This is a genomic window from Variovorax sp. YR566 (assembly GCF_051992195.1).
Classification (GTDB): Bacteria; Pseudomonadota; Gammaproteobacteria; order Burkholderiales; family Burkholderiaceae_C; genus Variovorax.
Genome location: NZ_CP197092.1, coordinates 2,669,839 through 2,693,531, shown reverse-complemented (window position 1 = coordinate 2,693,531; position 23,693 = coordinate 2,669,839). Strand labels below are relative to the sequence as shown.

Below are 23,693 nucleotides of genomic sequence, written 5' to 3'. Positions count from 1 at the left end.
AGCCTTGAAGCCAGAGCCGCCAGCCCCCGAACGGAACTCCGCGCTCACGCGGGCCCTGCTGTACGGCTTTGCGCTGCTGTGCCTGGTGCTCGGTCTCATCGGCGTCGTCGTGCCCGGCATGCCGACGACGGTGTTCATCCTGATGGCCGCCTGGGCCGCCGCCCGCAGCTCGCCGCGGCTGCACGCCTGGCTGCTGAATCACCGCCTGTTCGGCCCGCTGCTGCACAACTGGGCCAACGGCCGTACCGTGAGCCGCCGCGCCAAGTGGAGCGCGACGGCAACGATGGCGGTGTGCGCGGTGATCGTTTCTTTCACCGCACACCGCACCTTGCTCGCCGTACTGGCCATCGCGTGCATGGCGACGGTGCTGGCGTGGCTGTGGTCGCGGCCACTTCCGCCACCGTAAACGCTGCGATCGGGGATCAGCGCCTGCGGCGCATCGCAGGAAGCGCGAGGTTCGTGAACGCGCGCAGCAGCCACTCCACCGGCCCGTAGACGAAGCGGCTCATCCACCAGCGGCTCAGCACCAGCTGCGCCGCGAAGATCGCGAAGGCGATGGCCGTTGCCGCGAGCGGGCCGACCGTGCCGATCCAGCGCAGCCCGTACGCCAGGAAGAGCCATGCGCACACCAGCGACTGCATCAGGTAGTTGGTCAGCGCCATGCGCCCCGCCGGCGCCAGCAGGCTTTCCAGCATGCGGCCGCGCGGCGTCTGCATCAGCAGCACCAGGCCAGACGCATAGGCGGCGGCAAGAAAAGGCGCCGTCAGCAGCGTGGCCGCGAGGCCGTAGAGCTCGCGGACGGCGTTGTCCAGCCGTATCGATGGAAAGGCATACACCAGGGCCCCCGGCAGCCCGATGGCCAGCCCCCAGAACAGCAATCGCCGGAACAGCGCGCGATGCGCATCGGCATTTGCGAAGAGCCCGCGCCGCCCGGCGATGAAGCCCGCGAAGAACATCGCCAGCGCCGTCGGCGCCTGCACAAGCCCCGTGACCCACCAGATCTGCGACAGCTCGCGCAGGTGCTGGACGATCACCGTGGCGGGCGTTCCGCGATAGGCCCCCAGTGCCGCAGCCGCCTCGCCGTAGGCATTGCGCATCGTGTCCTGCGGAATGCCGGCCAGCGCCCACAGATAGCCGATGCCGGCCCAGAGCAGCGCCGTCGCCAGCACCAGCCCGACCGCGCAGCGCGCGAGGAACACATCGCTGCGCCGCCGCAGCATCAGCAGCACCGCGCCCAGCACCGCATAGGTGGTGAGGATGTCGCCGTGATAGAGCACCACAGCATGCAACAGGCCGATGACCCACAGCGCCCCCAGGCGCCGCAGCAAGCGCGGCGCGAAGGGCTTGCCGTCGCGTTCGGCCGCGCGCATCTGCAAGGTGAAGCTGTAGCCGAAGAGAAAGGAGAACAGCAGGTAGAACTTGGTCTCGAACACCAGCGTCCTGACGAGCAGGGCCGCGCGCTCCAGTGCCGATTGCGCCATCGGATCGGGCACGCCGACGCCGTAGTAGGTCGAGGAAAAGCTCGCGATGTTCACGACAAGGATGCCCAGCAGCGCGAAGCCGCGCAGGGCGTCGACCAGCGACTGGCGTTCAGGGTCGACTTTTCTCATGACTCCACCATTAGACCAAGCGGCCGATCTGCGATTCAAAAGCCCCTTGATCTCGAACGCCCCACTCGGCTTGAGCACTGCGGCGCACCGTGGCACGATCCGCCGGATGACCAGCAGACCCACCGCTGCGCAGCAACTGCGCGACCTCGCACGGCTGCGCCGCGTTCGCGACCGGATCGACCGCGAATACGCGCAGCCACTGGACCTTGAAACGCTCGCGCGCGACGCGGGCATGTCGGCCGGGCACCTCAGCCGCCAGTTCCGCATCGCCTACGGCGAGCCGCCGTATGCCTACCTGATGACGCGGCGCATCGAGCGCGCCATGGCGCTGCTGCGGCGCGGCGACCTCAGCGTTACCGAGGTCTGCTTCGCGGTCGGCTGCGGATCGCTGGGCACCTTCACCACCCGCTTCACCGAACTCGTCGGCATGCCGCCCGGCAGCTACCGGCGCCAGGAAGCGAGCGCGACCGAGGGAATGCCTTCATGCGTGGCCAAGCAGGTGACACGACCGATCAGGAATCGAGAAGCGCCGACCCCGGAGCCGCAGCTAGCATCGCCACCCCTGCCTACCTAGCACTATCGCCATGAACATCACCATCCACTCGACCTTCCTCCCGCACGACGACCCGGAAACCTCGCTGGCCTTCTACCGCGACACCCTCGGCTTCGAGATTCGCAACGACGTCGGATACGGCGGCATGCGCTGGATCACGATCGGCCCCGCAGGCCAGCCCGGCATTTCGATCGTGCTGTATCCGCCGGCTGCCACGCCCGGCCTCACCGACGACGAGCGCCGCACCATCGCCGAGATGATGGCCAAGGGCACCTACGCCACGATCCTGTTTGCCACCAAGGACCTCGACGGCGCCTTCGCGCGGCTGCAGGCCGCCAAGGCCGAGATCGTCGAAGAGCCGACCGAACAGCCCTACGGCGTTCGCGACTGCGCCGTGCGCGACCCGGCGGGCAACATGATCCGCATCCAGCAACTGCGCTGACCCATCACCCCAAAGACGGAGACACGGAGACACGATGAGCAAGACCCCAAAGAAGGACTCGAAGGACACGCAGAAGAACGCACCCCAAGCCGCCGACCACCACGACCTGATCCGCGTGCAGGGCGCGCGCGTGAACAACCTCAAGGACATCAGCGTCGAGCTGCCGAAGCGGCGGCTGACCGTGTTCACCGGCGTCTCCGGCTCGGGCAAGAGCTCGCTGGTGTTCGGCACCATCGCCGCGGAATCGCAGCGGCTCATCAACGAAACCTACAGCGCCTTCGTGCAGGGCTTCATGCCAACGCTGGCGCGGCCCGAGGTCGACGTGCTCGACGGCCTGACGACCGCGATCATCGTGGACCAGGAGCGCATGGGCGGCGACCCACGTTCCACCGTTGGCACCGCGACTGACGCCAACGCGATGCTGCGCATTCTTTTCAGCCGCCTCGGCAAACCGCACATCGGCTCGCCAAGCGCCTTTGCCTTCAACGTGCCATCGGTCAAGGCGACCGGCGTCATCACCGTCGAACGCGGTGCCAGCAAGACCGTGAAGCAAAGCTTCAACCGCACCGGAGGCATGTGCCCGCGCTGCGAAGGCCGGGGCGCCGTTACCGACTTCGACCTGACGGCGTTCTACGACGACAGCAAGTCGCTCAACGAAGGCGCGCTCACCATTCCCGGCTTCAGCATGGAGGGCTGGTACGGCCGCATCTTCAACGGCTGCGGCTTCTTCGACCCCGACAAGCCGATCCGCAAGTTCACCAAGAAAGAGCTCGACGCCCTGCTCCACAAGGAGCCGACCAAGATCAAGGTCGATGGCATCAACCTCACCTACCAGGGGCTGATTCCGCAGGTGCAGAAGTCTTTCCTCGCGAAAGACGTCGATGCCATGCAGCCGCACATCCGTGCCTTCGTGGAGCGCGCGGTAACGTTCAGCACCTGCCCCGAGTGCGAAGGCACCCGGCTCAGCGAGGCGGCCCGGTCTTCGAAGATCAAGAAGATCAACATCGCCGATGCCTGCACCATGCAGATCAGCGACCTGGCCGAATGGGTGCGCGGCCTCGACGAGCCATCGGTGGCGCCGCTGCTCGCCAAGCTGGCACACACGCTCGACTCGTTCGTGGAAATCGGGCTCGGCTACCTGAGCCTCGACCGGCCCTCGGGCACGCTCTCGGGCGGCGAGGCGCAGCGCACGAAGATGATTCGCCACCTCGGCTCCTCGCTCACCGACGTGACCTACGTCTTCGACGAGCCGACCATCGGGCTGCACCCCCACGACATCCAGCGCATGAACAGCCTGTTGCTGCGGCTGCGCGACAAGGGCAACACCGTGCTCGTGGTGGAGCACAAGCCGGAGGCCATCGCCATCGCCGACCACGTCGTCGACCTCGGCCCCGGTGCGGGCACTGCCGGCGGCACCGTCTGCTTCGAGGGCACCGTCGAGGCGTTGCGGGCCAGCAACACCCTCACCGGCCGGCACCTCGACGACCGGGCCGCCCTCAAGAAAAAGGTGCGCAAGCCGACGGGCAAGCTGCCGATTCGCGGCGCGAAGACGCACAACCTGCGCAACGTGAGCGTCGATGTACCGCTCGGCGTGCTGGTCGTCGTGACGGGAGTGGCCGGCTCCGGCAAGAGCTCGCTCGTGCACGGATCGATTCCTGCCGGCGCGGGCGTGGTGTCGGTAGACCAGGGCTCGATCCGCGGCTCGCGGCGCAGCAACCCTGCCACCTACACCGGGCTGCTCGACCCGATCCGCAATGCGTTCGCAAAGGCCAACGGCGTGAAGCCGGCGCTCTTCAGCGCCAACTCCGAGGGCGCCTGCCCCGCCTGCAACGGCGCGGGCGTCATCTACACCGACCTCGCGATGATGGCCGGCGTTGCCACCACCTGCGAAGAGTGCGAGGGCAAGCGCTTCCACGCCTCGGTGCTCGAGCATCACTTCGGCGGGCGCGACATCAGCGAAGTGCTCGCGATGTCGGTGACTGAAGCCAAAGAGTTCTTCGGCGCTGGCGATGCCCGCACGCCGGCTGCGCACGCCATCCTCGACCGGCTGGCCGACGTCGGGCTCGGCTACCTCAGCCTGGGCCAGCCGCTCACCACGCTGTCGGGCGGCGAGCGGCAGCGGCTCAAGCTGGCCACTCATATGGCGGAGAAAGGCGGCGTGTACGTGCTCGACGAGCCGACCGCCGGCCTGCACCTTGCCGACGTCGAGCAACTGCTCGGCCTGCTCGACCGGCTGGTGGATGCAGGCAAGTCAGTCATCGTCGTCGAGCACCACCAGGCGGTGATGGCGCACGCCGACTGGATCATCGATCTCGGCCCCGGCGCCGGGCATGACGGCGGCCGGGTCGTGTTCGAGGGCACGCCTGCTGACCTCGTCGCCGCCAGCTCCACCCTCACGGGCGAGCATCTCGCGGCCTACGTCGGCGCCTGAGCGGAGCGCTTCTTGCGCGGCGCGGCGGGCTTCGGCCGCTGCGCGCCCACCGCGCTCGCATACGCCTTCACGGCCCATTCGCGCAGCACGTGCGGATCGTCCATCGCATCGACCGGCGCCTGGTAGTAGCTCGCCACCTTGACGTTCGAGACGCGCGTGGCATACGTGAAAGGCGTCGCCCCGATGCGTTCGAACTCCGGGCGGGTGGTGTCGTCCACTCGCAAGTAGAGCGTGCTCTTCATGACGAAGGCGAACTGCACGCCCTGCATGACCAGCCCGAAGCCGCCGAAGAAGCGCTTGACCTCGATCGGGCCCATCGCATGCAGCGACTCGGCCAGCTCGAGCGCACGCTCACGCGACGGTTCGGACTTTGTTGGTGCGGCTGTAGCTCCTTTTGCACGGCTCATGCGACGGCCTTGCGTCGCGGGTCCGTCACGGGGAAGCCGCCGTGCACTTCGAGCAGCCGGAGCAGCGCTTCAGAGCTGTGCGCCCTGGCCCAGTCCTTTTCCGAATCGGTAATGCCCACGACATGAAGAAAGTCGAACTGGCCCGAGGCCAGCTGCGCCGTGGCGGGATAGTGCTTCGGCTCCGCCAGCACGACGCAGCGCAGGCCGATGGCGCCCTTCTCGCGGATCACATCGCCGATGGGGATGCGGCCTCCGTAGTCGAGCAGCGGTTTGTCTTCACCGAATTGCCCGTGCGCGAGCAGCACGTTGTAGGCCAGCAGCCGGCGCAGCAGCTTGATCGGCCACTGGTCCTTGGGCTGCGAGGGCACCTCGATGACCAGCTCGGAGCCTAGCCATGAATATTCCTCGGGGTTGTAGTCGGCAGGCTCCGTCTCCCAGGGCGTCGATCCGCCCGAAGTGACGTAGAGCCACGAGTTGCGCGTGGGCGTCGGCTCGAACTCGAACACGCCGAGGTGCAGCCAGCGCGGATCGACGTTTTCGGCGCCCAGCGACGTGAAGTCGTCGTGGTCCAGCACGAAGATGCCGTTGTGCTTTTCACCGAACAGCTGCGGGTAAAGGGTCTCCTCGCGGTAGGCCCAGACTTCTTCCAACGAACTCATCGGCTGCTCCTCCTCTGTATGTCCATGCCGGCGAGAGCATAAGCGTGAGACCGGACAGACGCCACCGGCATTAAGGACTAGAGTGCCCCACGCGGATGTCTTTCTGCGCATCACCGAAAGGACTCCCATGACACACACCAGGCCTTGCGATGGCTGACGCCGCCTTCTTCCACGACGCTTCGGGCACGGTGCGCTTTTCGGTGGCGGTGGAAGGCCGCGACGTGAACGCGAGCATCGGAAGGGAAACCCTGCGCTATCACTACCGCACCGGCGAAGACGCCGACCCGCTGAACACCTACGGCCTTCATGCCCAGGAAATCGACGCGGCCGTGCGGCGCCGGCTGGCACAGGGCTCGATGGAGCCCGTGATGCTGCGGGAAAACGACCTCAAGGCTCCCGCCTAGGGCCTCAACCCTTTCGCTTGAGCACGATCCCGCGGATCGTTGCGAGCAGCAGCCGCGCGCCCTCCCCCAGTTCGCCGCTGCGGCGCACCGTGAACCCGACCGGGCCTTCGGTGCTCGACGTGTCGATGGCCACGCGCTTCAACTCGCCGCGCGCGATGAAGCCTTCTACCGCTCCTTGCGGCGCGAACCATACTGCGTCGCAGCGCTGCAGCAGCCCCACCACGAAGCTCGTGTCGGTCGCCTCCACCAGCCGGTTGGGCAGCGCCAGGCCTTGCGCGATCAGGAAGGCATCGGCCGTGTGCCTGATGAGCGTGCCCGACACCGGCAGCACCAGCGGGTGCGCGGCCAGCGCGTCGAGCGTCGGCTTGCGCCGTGACGCGAGCGGATGGCCGGGGCGCACCACCAGCAGCAGGGGCTCGCTGAAGAGCTGTTCGAAGGCCAGGTCAGCCATGGCCGAGGCTTGCGCGAGGCGACCGAGCACGACGTCGATTTCGCCCTGGCGCAGCTGCGTCATGAGCTGCGCATTGGTGCCGCTCACCACGCGCACGCGCAGCGCGGGGTGCGCTTCGTTCAGCAGGGCGACGGCTTCGGGCAGCAGGTTGGCCACCATGTTCGGCAAGGCGCCAACGGCCACGCGCAACTGGTCGGCCTCGGGCTGGTCCATGGCCAGGCCCATGCCTTCGCGCAGGCCGCGCAGGGCAGAGACGGCATGGCGCACCAGCACCTCGGCGGCCGGCGTGAGCTCCACGCCGCGGCGGCGGCGCAGCAGCAGCTGGCGGCCGACGATCTCTTCCAGCTCGGCGACGGTCTTGGACACCGCCGGCTGCGTGAGCGACAGCGCCTCGGCCGCGCGCACGAGGTTGCGCTCCTGCGCCACCATCACGAGGCATTGCAGATGGCGCAGCTTCAGGCGCGCAAAGTTCATGGCTGACATGGGGCTTTCCTTGAGCGAGCGGCCATTTGAATATAACCATCAGGAATACCTGGCAGAAGAGCTTTCAGTTGTGCCGGTGCCGCCAGCCTTCTAGAGTTGCCTCCAACAAGGAGACAAACAGAGACATGACCACCGGTTCACCGAACGCCTTCGGCGGCACACGCCGCCTTGCCTTTGCCATCACTACCTGCGCGGCACTCGCTCTTGGCACCATCGCCGCCCACGCCACCGCAGCCGACGCGCCCTACCCCACCAAGGCGGTGAAGTTCCTCACCAACTTCCCGGCGGGCGGCCCCATCGACATCCTCGGCCGCGCGCTGGCCGATGCGCTGCAGAAAGACCTGAAGCAGCCCTTCATCGTCGACAACCGGCCCGGCGCCGGCGGCAACATCGGCGCCGATCTGGTCGCCAAGAGCCCGGCAGACGGCTACACGGTGCTGCTGGGCATCGACAGCACCTTCACCATCAACCCGCACCTGTACGCGTCGATGCCCTTCGCGGCCAAAGACCTGAAGCCGCTGATGATCTTCAGCTCCTCGGGCCTGAGCTTCGGCGTCGCGCCGGGCGTGAAGGCGAAGACGCTGCCCGAGTTCATCGCGCAGGCCAAGGCCGAGCCCGCCACCTTCAGCTCGGCCGGCAACGGCAGCCCCGGCCACATTGCCGCCGAGATCTTCGCCAGCGAAACGGGCGCGAAGATCACGCACGTGCCCTACAAGGGCAACTCGCCCGCCGTGCTGGCGCTGATGGGCGACGAGGTGCAGGCCGGCATCCTCGCCACGCCGGGCCTGCTGCCGCAGGTGCAGTCGGGCAAGCTGCGCGCGCTGGCCGTTACCGGCAAACAACGCTCGCCGCTGCTGCCGCAGGTGCCCACCGTGGGCGAACTGGGCCTGAAAGGCCTGGAGTTCGAGGTGCTCTATATCTCGATGGTGCCCGCCGCCACGCCCGAACCGGTGATGCAAACGCTGCGAGCCTCGCTGCAGAAGGCGATGGCCCTGCCCGAGGTCAAGGCCCGGCTGGCCTCGCTCGACATGGTGCCGCTCGGCGAAACCGGCAGCGCGGCCAGCGAGCACCTGGCCGCCAGCCAGGCGCGCTACGGCCGCATCGTCAAGGCAACCGGCATGAAGGTGGACTGATGAGGCCGGTGTTGCCGCGGGGTAAACCCCGGCAATGGTTGATTTGATCAATCGAACGCAGCGTCTTCAGAATCGTCCGCAACCGCGAGCCTCGCGGTCACACTTACTGGTCACCGCCCGACCGACCGAAGACGACGACAAGGACTTGCCCATCATGCTGCCGACCTCCCTTTTCACCCGCCGCGCCGCCGGCCTGTTGGCCATTGCCGGCTTTGCGGCGGCCTTCGCCACCCAGGCAAGCGCCCAGGCCAAGTTCGACACCCCCCTGCACATCGTGGTGGGCTACGCTCCCGGCGGCGCCACCGACCGCGTGGCGCGCATCGTGGGCGACAAGCTCGGTGCAAAGCTGGGCGTGGCGGTGGTGGTAGACAACAAGCCCGGCGCGGGCGGCCGCCTTGCGGCGCAGCAGGTGAAGATCACGCCCGCCAACCAGAACGTGCTGATGCTCGCCAACCCCGCCGTGATGATCGTCGCGCCGCTGGTCTTCAAGGACAACAACTACGACCCAGAGCGCGACTTCGTGCCCGTGTCGTACGTCAACGACTACAACTTTGCGCTGGCCGTCTCGCCCAGCCTGCCCGTGCGCGAGCTGAACCACCTGCTCGCATGGATGCGCGCCAACCCCACGCAGGCCAACGTCGGCGTGCCGGCCACCGGGAGCCTGCCCCACTTCTTCGGCCTCATGGTCGGAGAAAAGGCCAACGTGCAGACCCAGGTGATCGGCTACCGCGGCTCGGCCCCGCTGCTGAACGACCTGATCGGCGGGCAGGTGCCCATCGCCGTCGACACCGAAGACGTGGTCGTGCCCCAGCATGCGGCGGGCAAGCTGCGCATCCTGGCGCTGTCGGGCGCCAAGCGCTCGCCCTTTGCGCCGAACGTGCCCACCTTCAAGGAAGCCGGCCTCGACCTCTCCGCCACCGGCTGGAACACCTTCTTCGCGCCGAACAGCATGCCCAAGGACAAGGTCGAGCGCCTGTCCAACCTGATCCGCGAAGTCATGCAAGACCCCGACACGCAACGCAAGTTCAAGGACTCCGGCATGACGCCGGTGGTGAGCACGCAGGCGCAGACCGCCGCCATGCTCAAGGCCTACCGCGCGCAGTGGGCGCCGGTAGTGCAGAAGTCGGGCTACCAGCCCTGAACCCCTTCAAGAAGAACGTCAAAGAGACATGACCACAAGACCCAACATCATCTTCATCGTTGCCGACGACCTCGGCTATGCCGACCTCGGCTGCTACGGCGGCCGCGATGCCGTGTTCGGCCCCGTGTCGCCTGTGCTCGACGGCCTGGCTGCCAACGGCCTGAAGCTCACGCAGGGCTACGCGAACTCGCCCGTATGCTCGCCCACGCGCTTCGGCATGATCACCGGCCGCTACCAGTACCGCCTGCGCGGCGCCGCCGAAGAGCCCATCAACAGCAAGAGCCGCGGCAGCACCACGCTAGGCCTGCCCACCGACCACCCCACCCTGCCGTCATTGCTGAAGGCCAGCGGCTACCAGACCGCGCTCATCGGCAAATGGCACCTGGGCTACCCGCCCACCTTCGGCCCGCTGCGCTCGGGGTACGACGAATTCTTCGGCCCCATGTCGGGCGGCGTCGACTACTTCACCCACTGCGACTCCACCGGCCGCCACGACCTGTGGCTTGGCGAAGAAGACAAGCAGGAAGAGGGCTACCTCACCGACATCCTCTCCAGGCGCGCGGTCGAGTATGTGGAGCGCATGTCAGAGCAGGAAGCCCCCTTCTTCCTGAGCCTGCACTACACCGCCCCCCACTGGCCGTGGGAAACGCGTGACGACGCCGCCAAGGCGCCCACCGTGAAGGACAACCTGTTCGACCTGGCTGGCGGCAACATTCATGTGTACCGCCGCATGATTCATCACATGGACGAAGGCATCGGCTGGATCATGGCCGCGCTGCAAAAGCACGGCATGGCCGACAACACGCTCGTGGTGTTCACCAGCGACAACGGCGGCGAACGCTTCTCGGACAACTGGCCGCTGGTGGGCGGCAAGATGGATTTGACCGAAGGCGGCATCCGCGTGCCATGGATCGCGCACTGGCCCGCGGTGATCGGCAAGGGCGGCGAGAGTACGCAGCTGTGCATGACCATGGACTGGTCGGCCACCATGCTCGACGCGGCCGGGGTTTCATCGCACCCGGACTATCCGCTCGACGGCGTGTCGCTGATGCCCGTGCTGAAGGACGCGAAGCACAGCTTCCGCAGGCCGCTGCACTGGCGCATGAACCATCGCGGGCAGGAAGCGATGCGCGATGGGGACTGGAAGTATTTGAAGGTGGACGGGAACGAGTACCTGTTCAACATTCCTGCGGATGAACGCGAGCGGGCGAATTTGGGGAAGAAGGAGCCTGAACGACTGGCTGCAATGCGGGCGGACTGGGCGGCTTGGAATGCGACGATGCCGGCTATTCCGGAGGATGCGACTGTGAGTCTGGGGTACTCGGTGAAGGACATGCCGCAACGTTGAGACAACCGTGGACCAAAGGTCAGCGCGACTGCACAGCATACGTGCACGTCATGGAGACCTCTTAGCCAAGATCTCGTTCAACCAGCACCGACAAAGGCCAAGCTAGATCGCCGGTCTTGTGGAAGGCACACGCGGTAAAAAGGAGCTGACCCTTTTCTACGCGCGCGACGATGACGGCCAAAGTCCCACGGAAATCCTCGTTGTCCTCGTGATGCTCTCGAATGATCGCCTGCCATTCGCGGAGTTTCGCATAGGCACCTGCAGCCGGTTCTGGTTTGAACTGTTTCTGCGTGAAGGTGATCAAAACCCGCAGTGGCGAGTTGAGAGAACAAAGCTTCCGGATCTCATGCGTGGCTTCGGAGAAATTATTTTCAGATTCCACGTAGATAGATGGAATGGCATGGCCGTTCCTACTAAGTCTGGCGATGACGTGATCTACTTTGAACTCCTCCTTTCCATGCACCATTCCAAGATCGGCCGAGACACGTGGAAGCAGTAAGCGCGCGTAGAACTGAGTACGCTGGGTATTGGAAGTTGCAACTCCCTGCAAATCGCTGACTTCGCAACTCAAGATCCGTTTTTCAAAGGCCTTGAAGAAGCTTCGTGCAAGCTCCTGACCTTGGGTCCGTTCGGTTCCTGGCCACGAGAGCGATGCAAGGTACTTTCTAAGCTCGTCCACCGACATGAAGAGCTTCGAATCATCCGCAACAACCCCACCGGCTTTACTGGGAGCAAAACCGATTCCGTTGAATTTCGCCACGCGCGAATCCTCGAATCGAAAATTGCCCTCCCCGAGGAACGGCATGACGGTGGCAATCAGGCCATCCATAGCCGCGCAAACCAAGTGACAGCTCGGACACTCCAAGAAATCAGATGTACTTAGGTGCAAGTGCCTTGCGCCGCAATTTGGGCATTCTCCGTCGCTGAAAATCAATGGAATCTCCTAATGTGAGGCTGTACTTGCCATCTTCTCGAGTGACCACTCTGCGTCGCCGTCATTCCTTTCCTGCTGCCTCTCCTATGCAGCTTGAACGCGCTTGTGGTGTCTGAGGAGGGATTCTGGGACGAACATCAGATTGCCCCGCGCCCTCGAGCACGCGACATAGAGCTTGTTGCGAGTCTCTGGATTGAGGCCTGCCAAAGCTCTCGCCTTCCAGGCCGTGACTGCTGCAGGATGCAACACGACACACACATCCTGATAATGATCGAGCCCTTTTGACGCTCCCCAGTTCTGCGAATAACAACCGTACTTGTAGTGCTCTTTCAGAAAGAGCTTCACCGTGCCGGGCGCATCGTAGAGCGCTTGCGCGGCCACTGGATCCTCCGTCAGTCCAACCTCAGATGTCGAATCCGAGAATGATTCGATATGGATTCCAATATCCTGAGAGATAAAGTCACACACGGACTTGCTGCATCTGCGGCTCTTGACCAGCGAGGTCAGGTCAAGGTCGACTTTCGCCGTCACGAAACGCTTCCTGTACTTTTCATAGTCCGAGTGAAGATTGATGTTCACACTGCCATCGCGGCTTGTGTCATAGGTATGCTGATAGAAATCACCAACGAACATACACCTGACATTGCTCTTGCACAGCGACATCAGCAAATTGAAGTCGTGCCCGGCAAAGTCCTGTACTTCGTCAATGAAGAGTGCGTCGAAGTACTTCTCTATTCGAGCTATCACGCTATCGACCGTATCAGTTTGCGCCAAGTACTTTGCTAGCCTGTTGTGATAGAGCCAGCGCCCAGCTGTCATGTAGTACCGGTCCTCCGTAGCTGAGAAATTCGGCTGATCGTTCGATCGACGGTGGAATGTCATTCCCTTTGTCCGCTTCGCATTCAGCAAGAATGGTCGATAGCAGAACGAATACAGAAAAGTGAAATAGGTGTAGAGGCAAATATTGGTGGGAAAGTGGCCAAACTTATTGATGATCCGCGTGCGCAGATTTTCTCTATTTGCTTCTGTGAACGTGATCAATAAGAAGCGATGTGTCTCGTCCAGCTGTTCCACGATTTTGTAAGTCTTGCCAGAGCCGGCAACGGCAAAGATTACTTTCTTATCCATGTCACCGCATCTTGGATATAGGCTGGTGCAACGAGAGCGTCTTCATTTTTCTCTAGGAGCAGGAACGCGGCATCCGTCTTGTTCTTGAGCATGTACTGCTGGACAGTCAGCGTCTTCCTGCCTGCGGCGAATTGCTCCTCGCATACAGCCTTGTTGTCCTCATACATGCAGATCTCAAATGTGTAACGCTTGTCGTTCGGATCGGCAAACACCTTGATCGTGGGCAGGTCGTAGTCGGCGTAGTTAGTTACGCAGATTTCCTGATATGCCCCGTCGTTGTCACGGACCGCTGCCACCTTGATCTTGAGAACTTTGGCTAGATCGAAATAACGTTTGAAACTCGTGCCGTCGACTGAGATGACATGAACACCATCTCCATCCAAGGATCCGCCTTCAGCATGTTTTTTGTAGAGTGCCTCCATCAATATGAACTCGGCATCCCCCTCCACCAGAATTGCCTTGCTGCAAAGCGCAAGCTCCAGTACGTTGTTATCTGGCGCTTTCATGAAGAACATTGCAGTATCGTCAGGTAGGCTCTTCAACGGCAAATACTTGGATGCGTCGTTCTCGCTAAGGATGATCGCCTTCTTCAGATTAAGTCGCGTGCAGATCAGGCTGCTGTGTGTCGCAATGAAGATCTGCTTCTTCTGCGTATTGCTGATTCGGTCGATTAGTTTTCGCGTGTGAATATGGCTGAGATGATTCTCAGGCTCCTCCAAGAGGAGCACATCTAAAGTGTGCTCGCGGTCCCGCAAGGCAAACTCGATTTTTATGAAGCACTGACGCCCCTTTCCCTTGCTGTCGATAGGAATGTCGCCCTCCGTGATCATGATGTCTGTCTCGATGCTAGCTTTTGGACCGCTCCTGACGCCGAACTTGTAGTCGGGCAACTTTTCGTTGACATCTACCAACATGTCATCACGGAATTTTGTCTTGGCGTTCCGGTATTCCAGAGCGTGACGGTTTCTCTCCAGCACCGATGCACTCGCTACGTACATTGAACGGGTGTACTCCTTTGTTGCGTAGTCGTTGTTGATCTGGGCGCTATCAATCAAAAGATGCTTCAGCGGCTTCTTGTAAGGATGGACGGGGTGCCCCCCAAAGCTCGAGAACTGGATGGCGTAGTACTCAAACGGAAAGCTCGAGTTGTGATCCCGAAGGATCTCTTCTATGTGCTGCGTGTATTCGTCTACCGGCTCGCACACTAGCTTTATCCCATCTATCTCGACGTCCCGCTTGCTGTGATTCTTGCCATTGAGTTCATGTTCAGCGAATCCTTCCAAGTAGATCTCAATGAACATCCTTGGCAGATTGGCCACCTTACGTGTACCAGCCATGAATTCTTCAATGCACGCCGCATTGAACAGAGATTCCAGCCCCATGCTCTCCACTTTGCTACGGCTTCCGCTCATGACTAGATCCAGCGCTTGGAGTACAGAACTCTTTCCCGCCTCGTTTCCGCCGATCAAGATGTTCAACTCCGAGTCGAAATCGAGCTCAAGCGTCTTGAATCGCTTGAAGTTCTTCAGTATCAGCTTCTTGATGGTCTTCATTCCCCGAGTCCTTATGTATGCAGCATTTAGGGATCTCAATGAGCCATACGTCGATCAATCGACGGCATAGTCACCGGGGGATGCCACCGTCGGATTCGGCGCTAGTCGAAATACGCACTCCACATACGGCCGAACCTCCAGCCATTCCGCTTGGCTGTCATAGAACTGCGCAAGCACCCGTCCAACGTCCACCGCGCTTGGTGCTCCGGAGGACCAGTGAACGGAGAATGCGGCACGAACGTCCGCAGTGGAGTGCTTGTCCGAGTCTTGGTGACCGTAAGCGTGAAACTCTCTGATGCGGCCTGGTGCTGCGTAATCGCTGGCACCAGGGCACTTGGCCCCCGTCGTTACTTGTTCCCGCTCGACATGCGCGCGAGAGAACGAATCTTGAACAGTGTGCAAAAGGCTTCCGAACGCGACCGCACCCAGATAGGAAGGCTTGCGGATGTTCGGGTTGCCGAGAGCAAAGAGGTCTTGCACGCTCCAGCCATTCAAGCCAAAGACATCGCGAATACCCGCCACGTCCTGACTAGCAACGATGCCGTCAGGAGCGATCTTCTGGGTCGCGACCTTCCACGTGAACTCGGCCCACATCATGATGCGCCTGTAGGTGATGTCCGGCAGCTCACCATCGACCGAGCCCATTGCGTGAAGAAACTGCATATCGCCGAAATGGGACCGCACAAGTAGCGGTGCTGTCTTGGCATTCAACACGTCGCCGCGAGCCGCCCTTTTCTTTCCGTCGACGAACACTCTCCCCCAACACTCCGGCTGCACTACAAGGCGTACCGTGTCGCCGATCTTGCATCCACGGTACTTCCCGAACGCGGACTCGAATCTGAACGGCGGATCATCATTCCAGCGAACGCCGGCCAGCACGTAGGCCTGCATTGGGTCCCAGTCGGGGTCGGCGCAAATATCTGCATCTCCATCGCAACCCATTGATCGGTTTGCGATCTCTTCGTGAACCGGGCTACCGAACTTCCGGACGCCCAAGTCCGCAATCAGGCCGAACAGCCGCTCCCCGGTTGGTTGTCCCTTCTTCGCGAGCTTCTTCTCGAAGGACGTTCCGTCCGGCGATAGCTCGAAGGAAAAAGATGCACTTGGCATCAACAGAAATGCCGCTATGGCTAAGCTCGCCGCTGTCCAGTGCATCTTTCGGCCTCCGTATTTCTTCGTGCTTTTCTTACGGCCTTGCGCTGGTTACTGCCAAGCAGCATCCAGCGCCGGCAAAAACTTCAACTCCGCAAGCCGTCGAAACCCCTCAGGCGTCGGATGCAATTCATTGGCCCACTGATCAACCGCTAACGTACCTGTCGTCTTCAGCGCAACGATCTTTCCCAAGCCAGGCTCTGCAGCCAATGCGTCCTGTGCTTTACCAAAGGCAGCGACAAGATCTGCGAAGAGGTCCTTGCGCAAGGAGGTCGGGACTTGGCATTTCTCCATCGGCACCTTGAGCCAATCTGCCGGGCCAAAAACGCCATGGCCAGTTGCGTACGCGTCGTCATAGTTGTGGAGTACGACGACGGCAGTCTGGTTATAGGTTCTGAAGAGTTTGATCAGCCTTCGGTAGTGGCCGATGATCTTGTCCAGTGCTGTCGAAGGCTGCCCATCCGCATAGCAGGACGGAACCGACTGACAGGCCGAGCAATTGGCCTTGATCAGCTTCGGAAAATTCTTCTGTCCCACGATGTCGTTTCCGCCACCGCTGAGCAAAAGAGCTTTGACGAGGGGGCCGCGTGCATAGAAGTCGAAGGTGGCCTTGATCGACCCGGCGTACTTGCCCTGCCACTCCGAAGCCTCTGAGCCGTTGTAGCCTGCCACGACTATCGACTGCAAAACGCGGCGCGTCGCAATCTCGCCGAGCAGGTTGTCGAACGGGTACCAGAACCAGGAGTCGCCCACGGCAAGCGTTGTCGGAGACGCACCGCGCATCAGGGCATCTTGATGCCCATAGAACAAGTTCGGGATCGGCATGGGAACCCTCCTCGGCGCCACGTTAGCGCAGAGGAAAGTTCTAGGGCATCCCGCTTTTGTGGGATGCCCTACCCCAGCCCGCTCTCCTGCAACAGCATCTCCGCCTCCCGCGCCAGATCCGCAGCAATCCAGAGCATGCGGTCTCGGTGCATCTCCCCTGCTTCCTCGAACCACCCGTTGCCGTCGCCGTAGCAACACCACAGCAGTGAGTTCAGCTGCGCCAGTTTGATTTCGAGGAGTGCCCTTGCTTCGTCGTTTGTCCGTGTGGCGGGTTTCGACGGGCCGCGTGTGCGGCGACGGGAAGATTGGGGCGTAGAACGCCCGGCCATAATTCGCTCAGCCATTTGGTGTGCTTCCTTTCCAAAGTAGTGCACGTCATGTGGTCAGACGGCCAGGGTGTTCACGCACCCTGGCCGTCGCCATTTGTGCCTCACGTTCGCACCAATGCACCAGGGCATCGGCAACCCGCCGTGAGGCAAGGCGGTTCATTCACTCATTCAATCGGTCGTCTTGGGGTGTTCCTTTTGCGGTGGATGTTCATCGCCCACGGGGAGGGGCGACTTGTCGATGGGGCATTCACTGTAGAGAAGCGAAGCCGCGCAAGGGAAAAGATTTCGTCGAGGATTTCTCGAATCGAAGAGATATCTGCCGGGGCGCTGCGGCGAGACACAAAGCAATGACAGTCGGGCGGCTGTCGCTTGCCAAAGCGGCTCGGCACGGCGCAACGGCAGCGTGCTTTTCGTGCCGGGCACAATCTGCCGCATGTCGACGACCATCACTCTGCACCTTCAGGCGCCAGCACGGCTGGGCTGCTGACGTGCGCAAGAGTCCATTTGCCCCAGGCGGCAGTGCATGCGAATCCACGAACTGAAACAACGACTCCGCGAAGCCGGCGCGGGCCCCAGCCACGAGCAGCGCATCTTGCGGCTGTGGTCGCATGCGCTGCCCCGCAACAGCGGCAGGCGCCTGCCGGGCACCTTCTTTCCGTCGTCGCTGCTGGAGGCCCTGCCCGCCATCGAGGCCGAGCTTGCGGGGCTGGCGCGCATCCACGCGGTGCACCCCGGCGCGGATGGTTCAGAGCGGCTGCTCGTGACCCTTGCGGACGGCCAGACGGTGGAGAGTGTGTTGCTGCCTCGCGATGGCCTGTGCGTGTCTTCGCAGGTCGGGTGCGCCGTGGGGTGCCAGTTCTGCATGACGGGCCGCGACGGCTTGCTGCGCCAGGTAGGAAGCGCAGAGATCATTGCCCAGGTCGCTCTCGCGCGCATGCGCCGTCCGGTGCGCAAGGTGGTGTTCATGGGCATGGGCGAGCCGGCCCACAACCTGGACAACGTGATGGAGGCCATCGACCTGCTCGGCACGGTGGGCAACATCGGCCACAAGAACATCGTGTTCTCCACCGTGGGCGATCCGCGCGCGTTCGAGAGGCTGCTGCAGCAACGCGTAAGGCCCGCGCTGGCGCTGTCGCTGCACACGACCAAGGCTGAGTTGCGCAAGAAGCTGCTTCCGCGCGCGCCGGGCCTGACACCCGAGGAAGTGGTCGATGCAGGCGAGCGCTATGCGCGAGCCACCGGCTACCCCATTCAGTACCAGTGGACGCTGCTGGAAGGCGTGAACGACGGGCAGGATGAAATCGACGGCATCGTGAAGCTGCTCTCCGGCAAGTACGGAGTGCTGAACATGATTCCGTTCAATGCGGTGGATGGCGTGGCGTTCAGCCGCCCATCATGGGAGCGCTGCGAAGAGATTGCCCGCACGCTGCATCAGCGGGGCATTCTGACGAAGCTGCGCAATTCGGCTGGGCAGGATGTCGATGGCGGGTGCGGTCAGCTGAGGGCGCGCGCAGCCGAAGTGCGGGTAACGCTTCATCGAAGGGCTGAAGACTCTCGTTGAAGGCGGCCTGCTCCCTCATCTCAAGTCAGGGAGGCCACCCAATCCCAGACCTGCCCGGGCGCCTCGACCATCACGTTGTGGCCATGCGGGCCAAGGTCGCAGGCGTTGGGGTCGAGGGAGCGGGTTTGCTCCAGCGTTACCAATGCGTCGTTACCGCCGCGGGCCAGATGAATGGGGCAGCGCGCAAGGGTCATCAGCTCGGACAGCGGTGGCTTGCCTACGGCGTTGGCTCTGGGGTCCATTGCGAGGCGCCAGCCGTCGTTGTTGTCGTTGTGTGCGATGCCGCGTGCGACGACGGGTGATGCTGTGGTGGCGATTCCGGCGAGGCCGGAGACCTTCAGGTATCTGTCACATGCTTCTGCTTCCGTGGGGAAGCTCTTGGCAGGCTGGGATGCCAGCGTCTCCATGCGGCGGAGTTCTTCGTCGCTCCATGCGATCTTGATGCCGGCTGCGAAGACGCGGTGCGGGGTGACGCCGAACCAGCCCGTTGCCAGGGCGAGACCTATCACTCCGCCGAGCGAGTGCCCGAGAACGACGAGGCGACCCTCTGGGTGGATGTGCGGCAGCAATGCACGCCCAACGCTTGCTGCGTATTGGCCGATGGCATAGGAGTCTTGCCGATCAGATTGGCCGTGGCCGGGCAGGTCGAGAGCGAGCCAGCGGCCACGCCAGCGAGCACCAGCCTCTGCGCACATGGGCGACCACACGGCGCCTGTCGCGCCCATGCCGTGCAGCATGAGGAGGAGGTCTGGGCCCTGGCCGCCTTGTTCGGTGTACATGTTGGCTGTCTCCTTCACCTTTGATGGGGCAAGAATAATTGAGGGAGCTCCCGGCAACGGAGCCCTACCTCCTGGCCTGCCGTCGCGCCTCGCCGGGAGTCATGCCATATCGGTGAAGGAACACGCGGTTCAGATGCCCCTGATTCGCGAAGCCGACTTCCAAGGCAATGTCCGCCAGCGGCAACGATGAACACTGCATCAGGTGGAGAGCGCGCTCCGCACGCTTTTGCATCACGTAGCGATGGGGCGACATGCCGGTGGTGTTGCGAAACATGCGCACGAAGTGCGGCTTGCTGAGGCCGACTGCCGCCGCCAGCGCGGTCAGCGACAGGTCGCTTGCCAGCGAGTGATCGACCAACTCTTCCAATCGTGCCCACTGCCACGGGTCAAGCTTGCCGCGCTCGCCAGCACCATCTGCCTTGACCGCGCGTGTGCGGCGCAAGTGCAGCGCCACACCCAACGAAAGTGACTCGGCGAACAGCGCTCCGTTGGGGCAGCCTTCGCGGACCTCGTGCAGCATCTGCCGCAGCACGGCGGCCAGCGGCGCGTCGTCGAAGAACTGGCTGTGCTGTAGCGGCTGCGCCAGTTCGTCGTCGCACAGGCCGCGTCGCACGAGCGCGTCGGTGTCGATCTCCAGCAGGATGCGCCGGGCATCGAAGGCTGCGGCTTGTTCCACCCCGACTTCGATGCCGGCACCGAAGAGGCCAAAGCCTCCCGAGTGCACGTCTATGTCCCGGGTCCTGTCGCCGATCCGGAAGCGGGTGCGCATGCAGCCGGTGTCGAGCAGGGCCAATGCACCGTGCGGAGCGACGAACCGGGTTTTCCAGACGCCGGCCGGCGTGGTGAACCAACCCAGCGGCAGGCCCTGCCAACGGCTCAGCAAGGCGGGGCTGAGCATGTTGTCGGGGGCGGCGGAGCCCGGCTCCGGGGGCTTGCTTGGGCGGGTGGTCATAAAGCGGGCAAGTAGATGCGTCGCAAAGTTGTATGTCCATGGTCATGAGGTGCCGGGCGCTCCCCAATGTCGTTTTCCCGGATTCGCACTGTCGGGCGATCCATTTGTACAAAGCCGAGCCATTCGTACAAGACAGTGCCCTTCTACGCTGCTGCAATGTTGACATATTAACTATTCATGAGAAAAGGAAAAGACATGACAGCTCGTTCGGTCTCGTGGTGGGTGACTCTGGTCGGCGGCACCGCCCTCGTGGCGGGTGCGGTCGTTGCCTGTGGCGGCAGCAGTGACAGCGGCGGTATCGTCGGCGGCATCAGTGGTGGCAGCAGCGGCAACGACGGCAGCACTCCGCCCGCTGCCGTGGCACCACTGGCCTGCGACGATTCGATGAAGACCGCCTTCAAACCCGATGCCAACACCACCGTCTTGCTGGTCAAGTCGCTGAAGAAGGGTGACAGCATCGCCGCCGCACCGCCGACCGGGGCTGTGCCGGCACCCAGCGACGTGTGCGTGGTCAAGCTGCTCGTGGGACCGGGCCACGCAGGCCCGGCCGGTGCTCCGTCCACCACGCCCGGCATTGGCATCGAGGTCTGGCTGCCTGCGAAGACGGCATGGAACCAGCGTGTGCACTTGCTGGGCGGCGGCGGCATGGCCGGTGGCCCGCAGGTCAAGCTGGACGTGTTCTCGCCCGGCGTGGGTGTCAACCCATGGGACGTCGCGGGCACCGAAGGCGCTGTCTCGGCCACGACCGACACGGGGCATCCGGACTCGAACTCCAACTTTCTGATGAACCCCGACGGCACCATCAACACGGTGGGCTGGGACGAGTTCTCGCAGCGCGGCATCCACGAGATGACGGTCAAGGCCAAGGCGCTGGCGCAGGCCTACTACGGCACCGCACCCAAGTACACCTACTGGCAAGGCGGCTCCACCGGTGGGCGCCAGGGCATGAAGCAGGCGCAGCTTTATCCGGAGGATTTCGACGGCATCATCGCCACCTCGCCGTCCGTGAACTGGAGCCGCTTCATCACCGCCATGCTGTACGGCCAGATCGTCACGCAGCGTGACCTGGGCGGCGTGGGCATGACGACGGCGCAGGTCAATGCCGTGTCGAATGCGGCCATCTCGGCCTGCGACCTGGTGGGCGGCCAGCACCTGGGCTACCTGCTCGATCCTTCGAAGTGCACCTACGACCCCACCACCGATGCGAGCGTGCTGTGCATCGGCGAGGGGCCGGGAACCAACGCCACCGCAAGCTGCGTGACGCTGCTCCAGGCCAGTGCGATGAACAAGGTCTGGTACGGCATGACACTCGACGGCACCGCGCCCTCGCCGTCGGTGGACACCGGCTATGAACTCGCGCTGTCTGGCAACCATCGGTGGTACGGCTATCCGCGCGGCTCCAGCATTGGCACCTCGCCGATTCCGAACTTCGGCAACATCTTCGGGCCCACCACGCCGACAACGATTGCCACCGACCTCGTCGCGCTGGAACTGCAAGACCCGACCCTTGCAACGCCGTCGTTCATCAACGCAACCGGCAACGGCGCCGACCGCTGGAAGAACCTGTCGTACGCCCAGCTTGCCAACGCGCAGGACCGGGGCGTGGCACTGCAGGCGGCATTCGCCAACATCAACACCGACGAACCCGACCTGTCGAAGTTCAAGGCCCGCGGCGGCAAGCTGATCACGATGTACGGCGCGGCGGACAACCTCATTCCATACAACGGATTCATCAACTACTACAACCGCGTGCTCTCCGCGACAGGCGGCCTGGCCAACGTGCAGAGCTTCTACAAGTTCTACCTGGTGCCGGGCATGGGCCACTTCCCGATGAACGGCACCACCAATCCGTCGGCCAACCCGCCCATTCCCAGCGACGCGTTCAACTACACCTTGCTGACCGACTGGGTTGAAAAGGGCATCGCGCCGGCCGACAAGCTGAGCATTGGCACGGCGAGCGGCACCAGCGGTGCCATCTGCGCATACCCGAAGGCGCCGACCTACGTCAGCGGAGACATTCGCGCGGCGGCCAGCTACAACTGCCAGTGACGGGCGTCGTTGCTGCCACTACAAGCCATGCGCCACCTCGTGACCTCCCTTTTGCTACCTCTCATCGCCGCCTGTTCCATGAATCCCACGTCGAGCACGTCCAGTGCATCCAGCAAGCCACTAGCCTCGCAGGTGCCGCCGGCCATCGAGGCGTCGCTGCGGCAGATGGGCCGCGTCATCGAGCCGATGGGCACCGCCCGCCTCTACGCGCCGCTGCATCCGCGCGAGCCCTACGCCGGAGTGAAGGTGGAACGCTCGCTGGCCTATGGGCCCAACGCGCGCCACCTGCTCGACGTGTTCACCCCAACCGCGGGTGTGGCGCCGCGCACGGTCCTGGTGTTCGTGCATGGCGGGGGCTTCGTCAGCGGCGATCGCCGCATGGGCGACAGCCCGTTCTACGACAACGTCATGCTGTGGGCGGCCGAGCAAGGCATGGTGGGCGTCAACATCACATACCGCCTGGCACCGCAGGACACATGGCCGGCGGCGCAAAGAGACCTCGCAGCCGCGCTGCGCTGGGTGCGCCAGAACATCGGTACGTACGGCGGCGACGCCTCGCGCATCGTGCTGATGGGCCACTCGGCCGGCGCGACGCACATCGCCCAATACCTGGGACACCCGCAGTTCCACGTCGCGCCGCACGGCGGCGTGGTCGGTGCAATTCTGGTGTCGCCCCTGCCGCTGTTCGACATGAACATGTCGGACCCGTCGGTGCTGAAGGTCATCCAGAACTACTTCGGGCACGACGCATCGCGCTACGCCGAGCAGTCACCCATGCCCGGCTTGAGCACCCTGGACGTGCCCCTGCTGCTGGCCTTCGCCGAGCTGGACCCTGAGGACTTCCAGCGCCAGGTGCTGAAGGCGCATGAGGCGCTGTGCCAGGCCGGCCGCTGCCCTCCGCTGCTGGAGCTTCGCGGCCACACGCACCTATCCGAGATACAGGCCGTGCACACCGCCGATCACGCGCTGAGTGATGCCACCACCGAGTTCATTGCCCCCCTGCGCTGAGCGGGAAGGTCCGGGAAGCCGGGCTTCCCGAGGTCCCGGACCTCTTTTTCGGCAGTCGGGTGAAAGATGTCGTCTTCAATGCGGACACCCTGCACAACGTGAAGCCGGCTTCCAAAAGCGTTGCGTCGCTCACCGTCGGGATCGCGATCGATCAGGGGCTGATCCACAGCATCAACGAGCCTGTCTTTGACTTCTTTCCCCAGTGCGCGGATTTGCGTACGCCAGAGAAGGATCGACTTCAATTGCTGCACGCGCTCCCAATGACGATGGATCTGGCGTGGGTCGAGGCAACTCCAGCCACCGGAGAGAACAACGACGAGTCGCGCATGCACAGGGCGACGGATCCGTCCCGCTACGTCCT

25 protein-coding genes are annotated in these 23,693 nt (G+C 63.3%); 11 read left to right on the top strand and 14 right to left on the bottom strand.

The window, feature by feature from the left end:
* Positions 1 to 4 precede the first annotated feature (4 nt).
* Positions 5 to 406, top strand: a complete 402-nt coding sequence (locus ACTG4X_RS12620) for a YbaN family protein (protein ID WP_440533925.1) — start codon at positions 5 to 7, stop codon at positions 404 to 406.
* 16 nt (positions 407 to 422) lie between these two features.
* Here ACTG4X_RS12620 and ACTG4X_RS12615 read toward each other — a convergent pair whose 3' ends face one another.
* Positions 423 to 1,610, bottom strand: a complete 1,188-nt coding sequence (locus tag ACTG4X_RS12615; RefSeq protein WP_440533924.1) for a DUF418 domain-containing protein — start codon at positions 1,608 to 1,610, stop codon at positions 423 to 425.
* A gap of 106 nt (positions 1,611 to 1,716) precedes the next feature.
* Between ACTG4X_RS12615 and ACTG4X_RS12610 the strand changes: the two genes are divergently transcribed.
* Genes ACTG4X_RS12610 through ACTG4X_RS12600 form a run of 3 tightly spaced genes read left to right on the top strand, consistent with a single transcriptional unit; the run spans position 1,717 to position 5,036 of the window.
* Positions 1,717 to 2,184, top strand: a complete 468-nt coding sequence (locus ACTG4X_RS12610; RefSeq protein WP_426392283.1) for a helix-turn-helix transcriptional regulator — start codon at positions 1,717 to 1,719, stop codon at positions 2,182 to 2,184.
* A gap of 10 nt (positions 2,185 to 2,194) precedes the next feature.
* Complete coding sequence (locus ACTG4X_RS12605; RefSeq protein ID WP_093079807.1) at positions 2,195 to 2,605, top strand: VOC family protein; 411 nt, start codon at positions 2,195 to 2,197, stop codon at positions 2,603 to 2,605.
* Between the two features lie 34 nt (positions 2,606 to 2,639).
* On the top strand, positions 2,640 to 5,036 hold the full coding sequence (locus ACTG4X_RS12600; RefSeq protein WP_440533923.1) for an ATP-binding cassette domain-containing protein: 2,397 nt from the start codon (positions 2,640 to 2,642) through the stop codon (positions 5,034 to 5,036).
* Here ACTG4X_RS12600 and ACTG4X_RS12595 read toward each other — a convergent pair.
* Together ACTG4X_RS12595 and ACTG4X_RS12590 are read right to left on the bottom strand one after the other, a co-directional pair.
* Positions 5,021 to 5,443 (bottom strand): TfoX/Sxy family protein, encoded by a 423-nt coding sequence (locus tag ACTG4X_RS12595; RefSeq protein ID WP_440533922.1) that lies wholly within the window; start codon positions 5,441 to 5,443, stop codon positions 5,021 to 5,023. The two genes, ACTG4X_RS12600 and ACTG4X_RS12595, sit on opposite strands and share 16 nt — an antisense overlap.
* Positions 5,440 to 6,102 (bottom strand): suppressor of fused domain protein, encoded by a 663-nt coding sequence (locus ACTG4X_RS12590; RefSeq protein ID WP_440533921.1) that lies wholly within the window; start codon positions 6,100 to 6,102, stop codon positions 5,440 to 5,442. Before ACTG4X_RS12590 ends, ACTG4X_RS12595 begins: the two co-directional genes overlap by 4 nt.
* A 149-nt stretch (positions 6,103 to 6,251) precedes the next feature.
* Between ACTG4X_RS12590 and ACTG4X_RS12585 the strand changes: the two genes are divergently transcribed.
* On the top strand, positions 6,252 to 6,506 hold the full coding sequence (locus tag ACTG4X_RS12585; RefSeq protein WP_440533920.1) for a DUF1488 family protein: 255 nt from the start codon (positions 6,252 to 6,254) through the stop codon (positions 6,504 to 6,506).
* 4 nt (positions 6,507 to 6,510) lie between these two features.
* Here the strand turns inward: ACTG4X_RS12585 and ACTG4X_RS12580 are convergent, their stop codons facing one another.
* A complete protein-coding gene (locus ACTG4X_RS12580) occupies positions 6,511 to 7,440 on the bottom strand; it encodes a LysR substrate-binding domain-containing protein (protein WP_440533919.1) in 930 nt (309 codons plus the stop codon).
* A gap of 125 nt (positions 7,441 to 7,565) precedes the next feature.
* On the opposite strand from ACTG4X_RS12580, the gene ACTG4X_RS12575 reads away from it, so the two are divergent.
* The 3 genes from ACTG4X_RS12575 to ACTG4X_RS12565 all read left to right on the top strand — a co-directional run bounded on the left by ACTG4X_RS12575 (position 7,566) and on the right by ACTG4X_RS12565 (position 11,062).
* A complete protein-coding gene (locus ACTG4X_RS12575) occupies positions 7,566 to 8,573 on the top strand; it encodes a Bug family tripartite tricarboxylate transporter substrate binding protein (RefSeq protein WP_440533918.1) in 1,008 nt (335 codons plus the stop codon).
* A 154-nt stretch (positions 8,574 to 8,727) separates the two neighbouring features.
* Positions 8,728 to 9,714 (top strand): Bug family tripartite tricarboxylate transporter substrate binding protein, encoded by a 987-nt coding sequence (locus ACTG4X_RS12570; protein WP_093177712.1) that lies wholly within the window; start codon positions 8,728 to 8,730, stop codon positions 9,712 to 9,714.
* A 28-nt stretch (positions 9,715 to 9,742) separates the two neighbouring features.
* Positions 9,743 to 11,062 (top strand): sulfatase family protein, encoded by a 1,320-nt coding sequence (locus ACTG4X_RS12565; protein WP_440533917.1) that lies wholly within the window; start codon positions 9,743 to 9,745, stop codon positions 11,060 to 11,062.
* Between the two features lie 61 nt (positions 11,063 to 11,123).
* Here ACTG4X_RS12565 and ACTG4X_RS12560 read toward each other — a convergent pair whose 3' ends face one another.
* The 7 genes from ACTG4X_RS12560 to ACTG4X_RS12530 form a co-directional block, all read right to left on the bottom strand.
* Entirely contained in the window at positions 11,124 to 11,891 is a 768-nt protein-coding gene (locus ACTG4X_RS12560; protein ID WP_426392270.1) for a hypothetical protein, read from the bottom strand.
* Between the two features lie 189 nt (positions 11,892 to 12,080).
* Positions 12,081 to 13,124 carry an AAA family ATPase gene (locus tag ACTG4X_RS12555; protein WP_426392269.1) on the bottom strand — a complete coding sequence of 348 codons (1,044 nt, stop codon included), beginning with the start codon at positions 13,122 to 13,124 and terminating at the stop codon, positions 12,081 to 12,083.
* Complete coding sequence (locus ACTG4X_RS12550; protein WP_426392268.1) at positions 13,109 to 14,677, bottom strand: ATP-dependent nuclease; 1,569 nt, start codon at positions 14,675 to 14,677, stop codon at positions 13,109 to 13,111. Before ACTG4X_RS12550 ends, ACTG4X_RS12555 begins: the two co-directional genes overlap by 16 nt.
* Positions 14,678 to 14,731: 54 nt before the next feature.
* Positions 14,732 to 15,832, bottom strand: coding sequence for a hypothetical protein (locus tag ACTG4X_RS12545; RefSeq protein ID WP_426392267.1), 1,101 nt, complete (start codon positions 15,830 to 15,832; stop codon positions 14,732 to 14,734).
* Between the two features lie 48 nt (positions 15,833 to 15,880).
* Complete coding sequence (locus ACTG4X_RS12540) at positions 15,881 to 16,654, bottom strand: hypothetical protein (protein ID WP_426392265.1); 774 nt, start codon at positions 16,652 to 16,654, stop codon at positions 15,881 to 15,883.
* Between the two features lie 68 nt (positions 16,655 to 16,722).
* Positions 16,723 to 16,998, bottom strand: coding sequence for a hypothetical protein (locus ACTG4X_RS12535; RefSeq protein ID WP_440533916.1), 276 nt, complete (start codon positions 16,996 to 16,998; stop codon positions 16,723 to 16,725).
* Between the two features lie 153 nt (positions 16,999 to 17,151).
* The gene (locus ACTG4X_RS12530; RefSeq protein ID WP_440533915.1) at positions 17,152 to 17,430 is read right to left on the bottom strand and encodes a hypothetical protein; all 279 of its coding nucleotides are present in this window, start codon (positions 17,428 to 17,430) and stop codon (positions 17,152 to 17,154) included.
* Positions 17,431 to 17,506: 76 nt separating this feature from the next.
* Here ACTG4X_RS12530 and ACTG4X_RS12525 point away from each other — a divergent pair, with 76 nt between their 5' ends.
* Positions 17,507 to 18,544, top strand: a complete 1,038-nt coding sequence (locus ACTG4X_RS12525) for an RNA methyltransferase (RefSeq protein WP_440533914.1) — start codon at positions 17,507 to 17,509, stop codon at positions 18,542 to 18,544.
* A gap of 20 nt (positions 18,545 to 18,564) precedes the next feature.
* On the opposite strand, the gene ACTG4X_RS12520 is transcribed toward ACTG4X_RS12525, so the two are convergent.
* Complete coding sequence (locus ACTG4X_RS12520; protein ID WP_440533913.1) at positions 18,565 to 19,323, bottom strand: alpha/beta fold hydrolase; 759 nt, start codon at positions 19,321 to 19,323, stop codon at positions 18,565 to 18,567.
* A 64-nt stretch (positions 19,324 to 19,387) separates the two neighbouring features.
* Positions 19,388 to 20,275, bottom strand: a complete 888-nt coding sequence (locus tag ACTG4X_RS12515; RefSeq protein WP_440533912.1) for a helix-turn-helix domain-containing protein — start codon at positions 20,273 to 20,275, stop codon at positions 19,388 to 19,390.
* A gap of 195 nt (positions 20,276 to 20,470) precedes the next feature.
* On the opposite strand from ACTG4X_RS12515, the gene ACTG4X_RS12510 reads away from it, so the two are divergent.
* The gene (locus ACTG4X_RS12510; RefSeq protein WP_440533911.1) at positions 20,471 to 22,324 is read left to right on the top strand and encodes a tannase/feruloyl esterase family alpha/beta hydrolase; all 1,854 of its coding nucleotides are present in this window, start codon (positions 20,471 to 20,473) and stop codon (positions 22,322 to 22,324) included.
* 78 nt (positions 22,325 to 22,402) lie between these two features.
* The gene (locus ACTG4X_RS12505; RefSeq protein ID WP_440533910.1) at positions 22,403 to 23,332 is read left to right on the top strand and encodes an alpha/beta hydrolase; all 930 of its coding nucleotides are present in this window, start codon (positions 22,403 to 22,405) and stop codon (positions 23,330 to 23,332) included.
* On the opposite strand, the gene ACTG4X_RS12500 is transcribed toward ACTG4X_RS12505, so the two are convergent.
* On the bottom strand, positions 23,284 to 23,664 hold the full coding sequence (locus ACTG4X_RS12500; protein ID WP_440533909.1) for a hypothetical protein: 381 nt from the start codon (positions 23,662 to 23,664) through the stop codon (positions 23,284 to 23,286). The two genes, ACTG4X_RS12505 and ACTG4X_RS12500, sit on opposite strands and share 49 nt — an antisense overlap.
* Between the last annotated feature and the right edge of the window lie 29 nt (positions 23,665 to 23,693).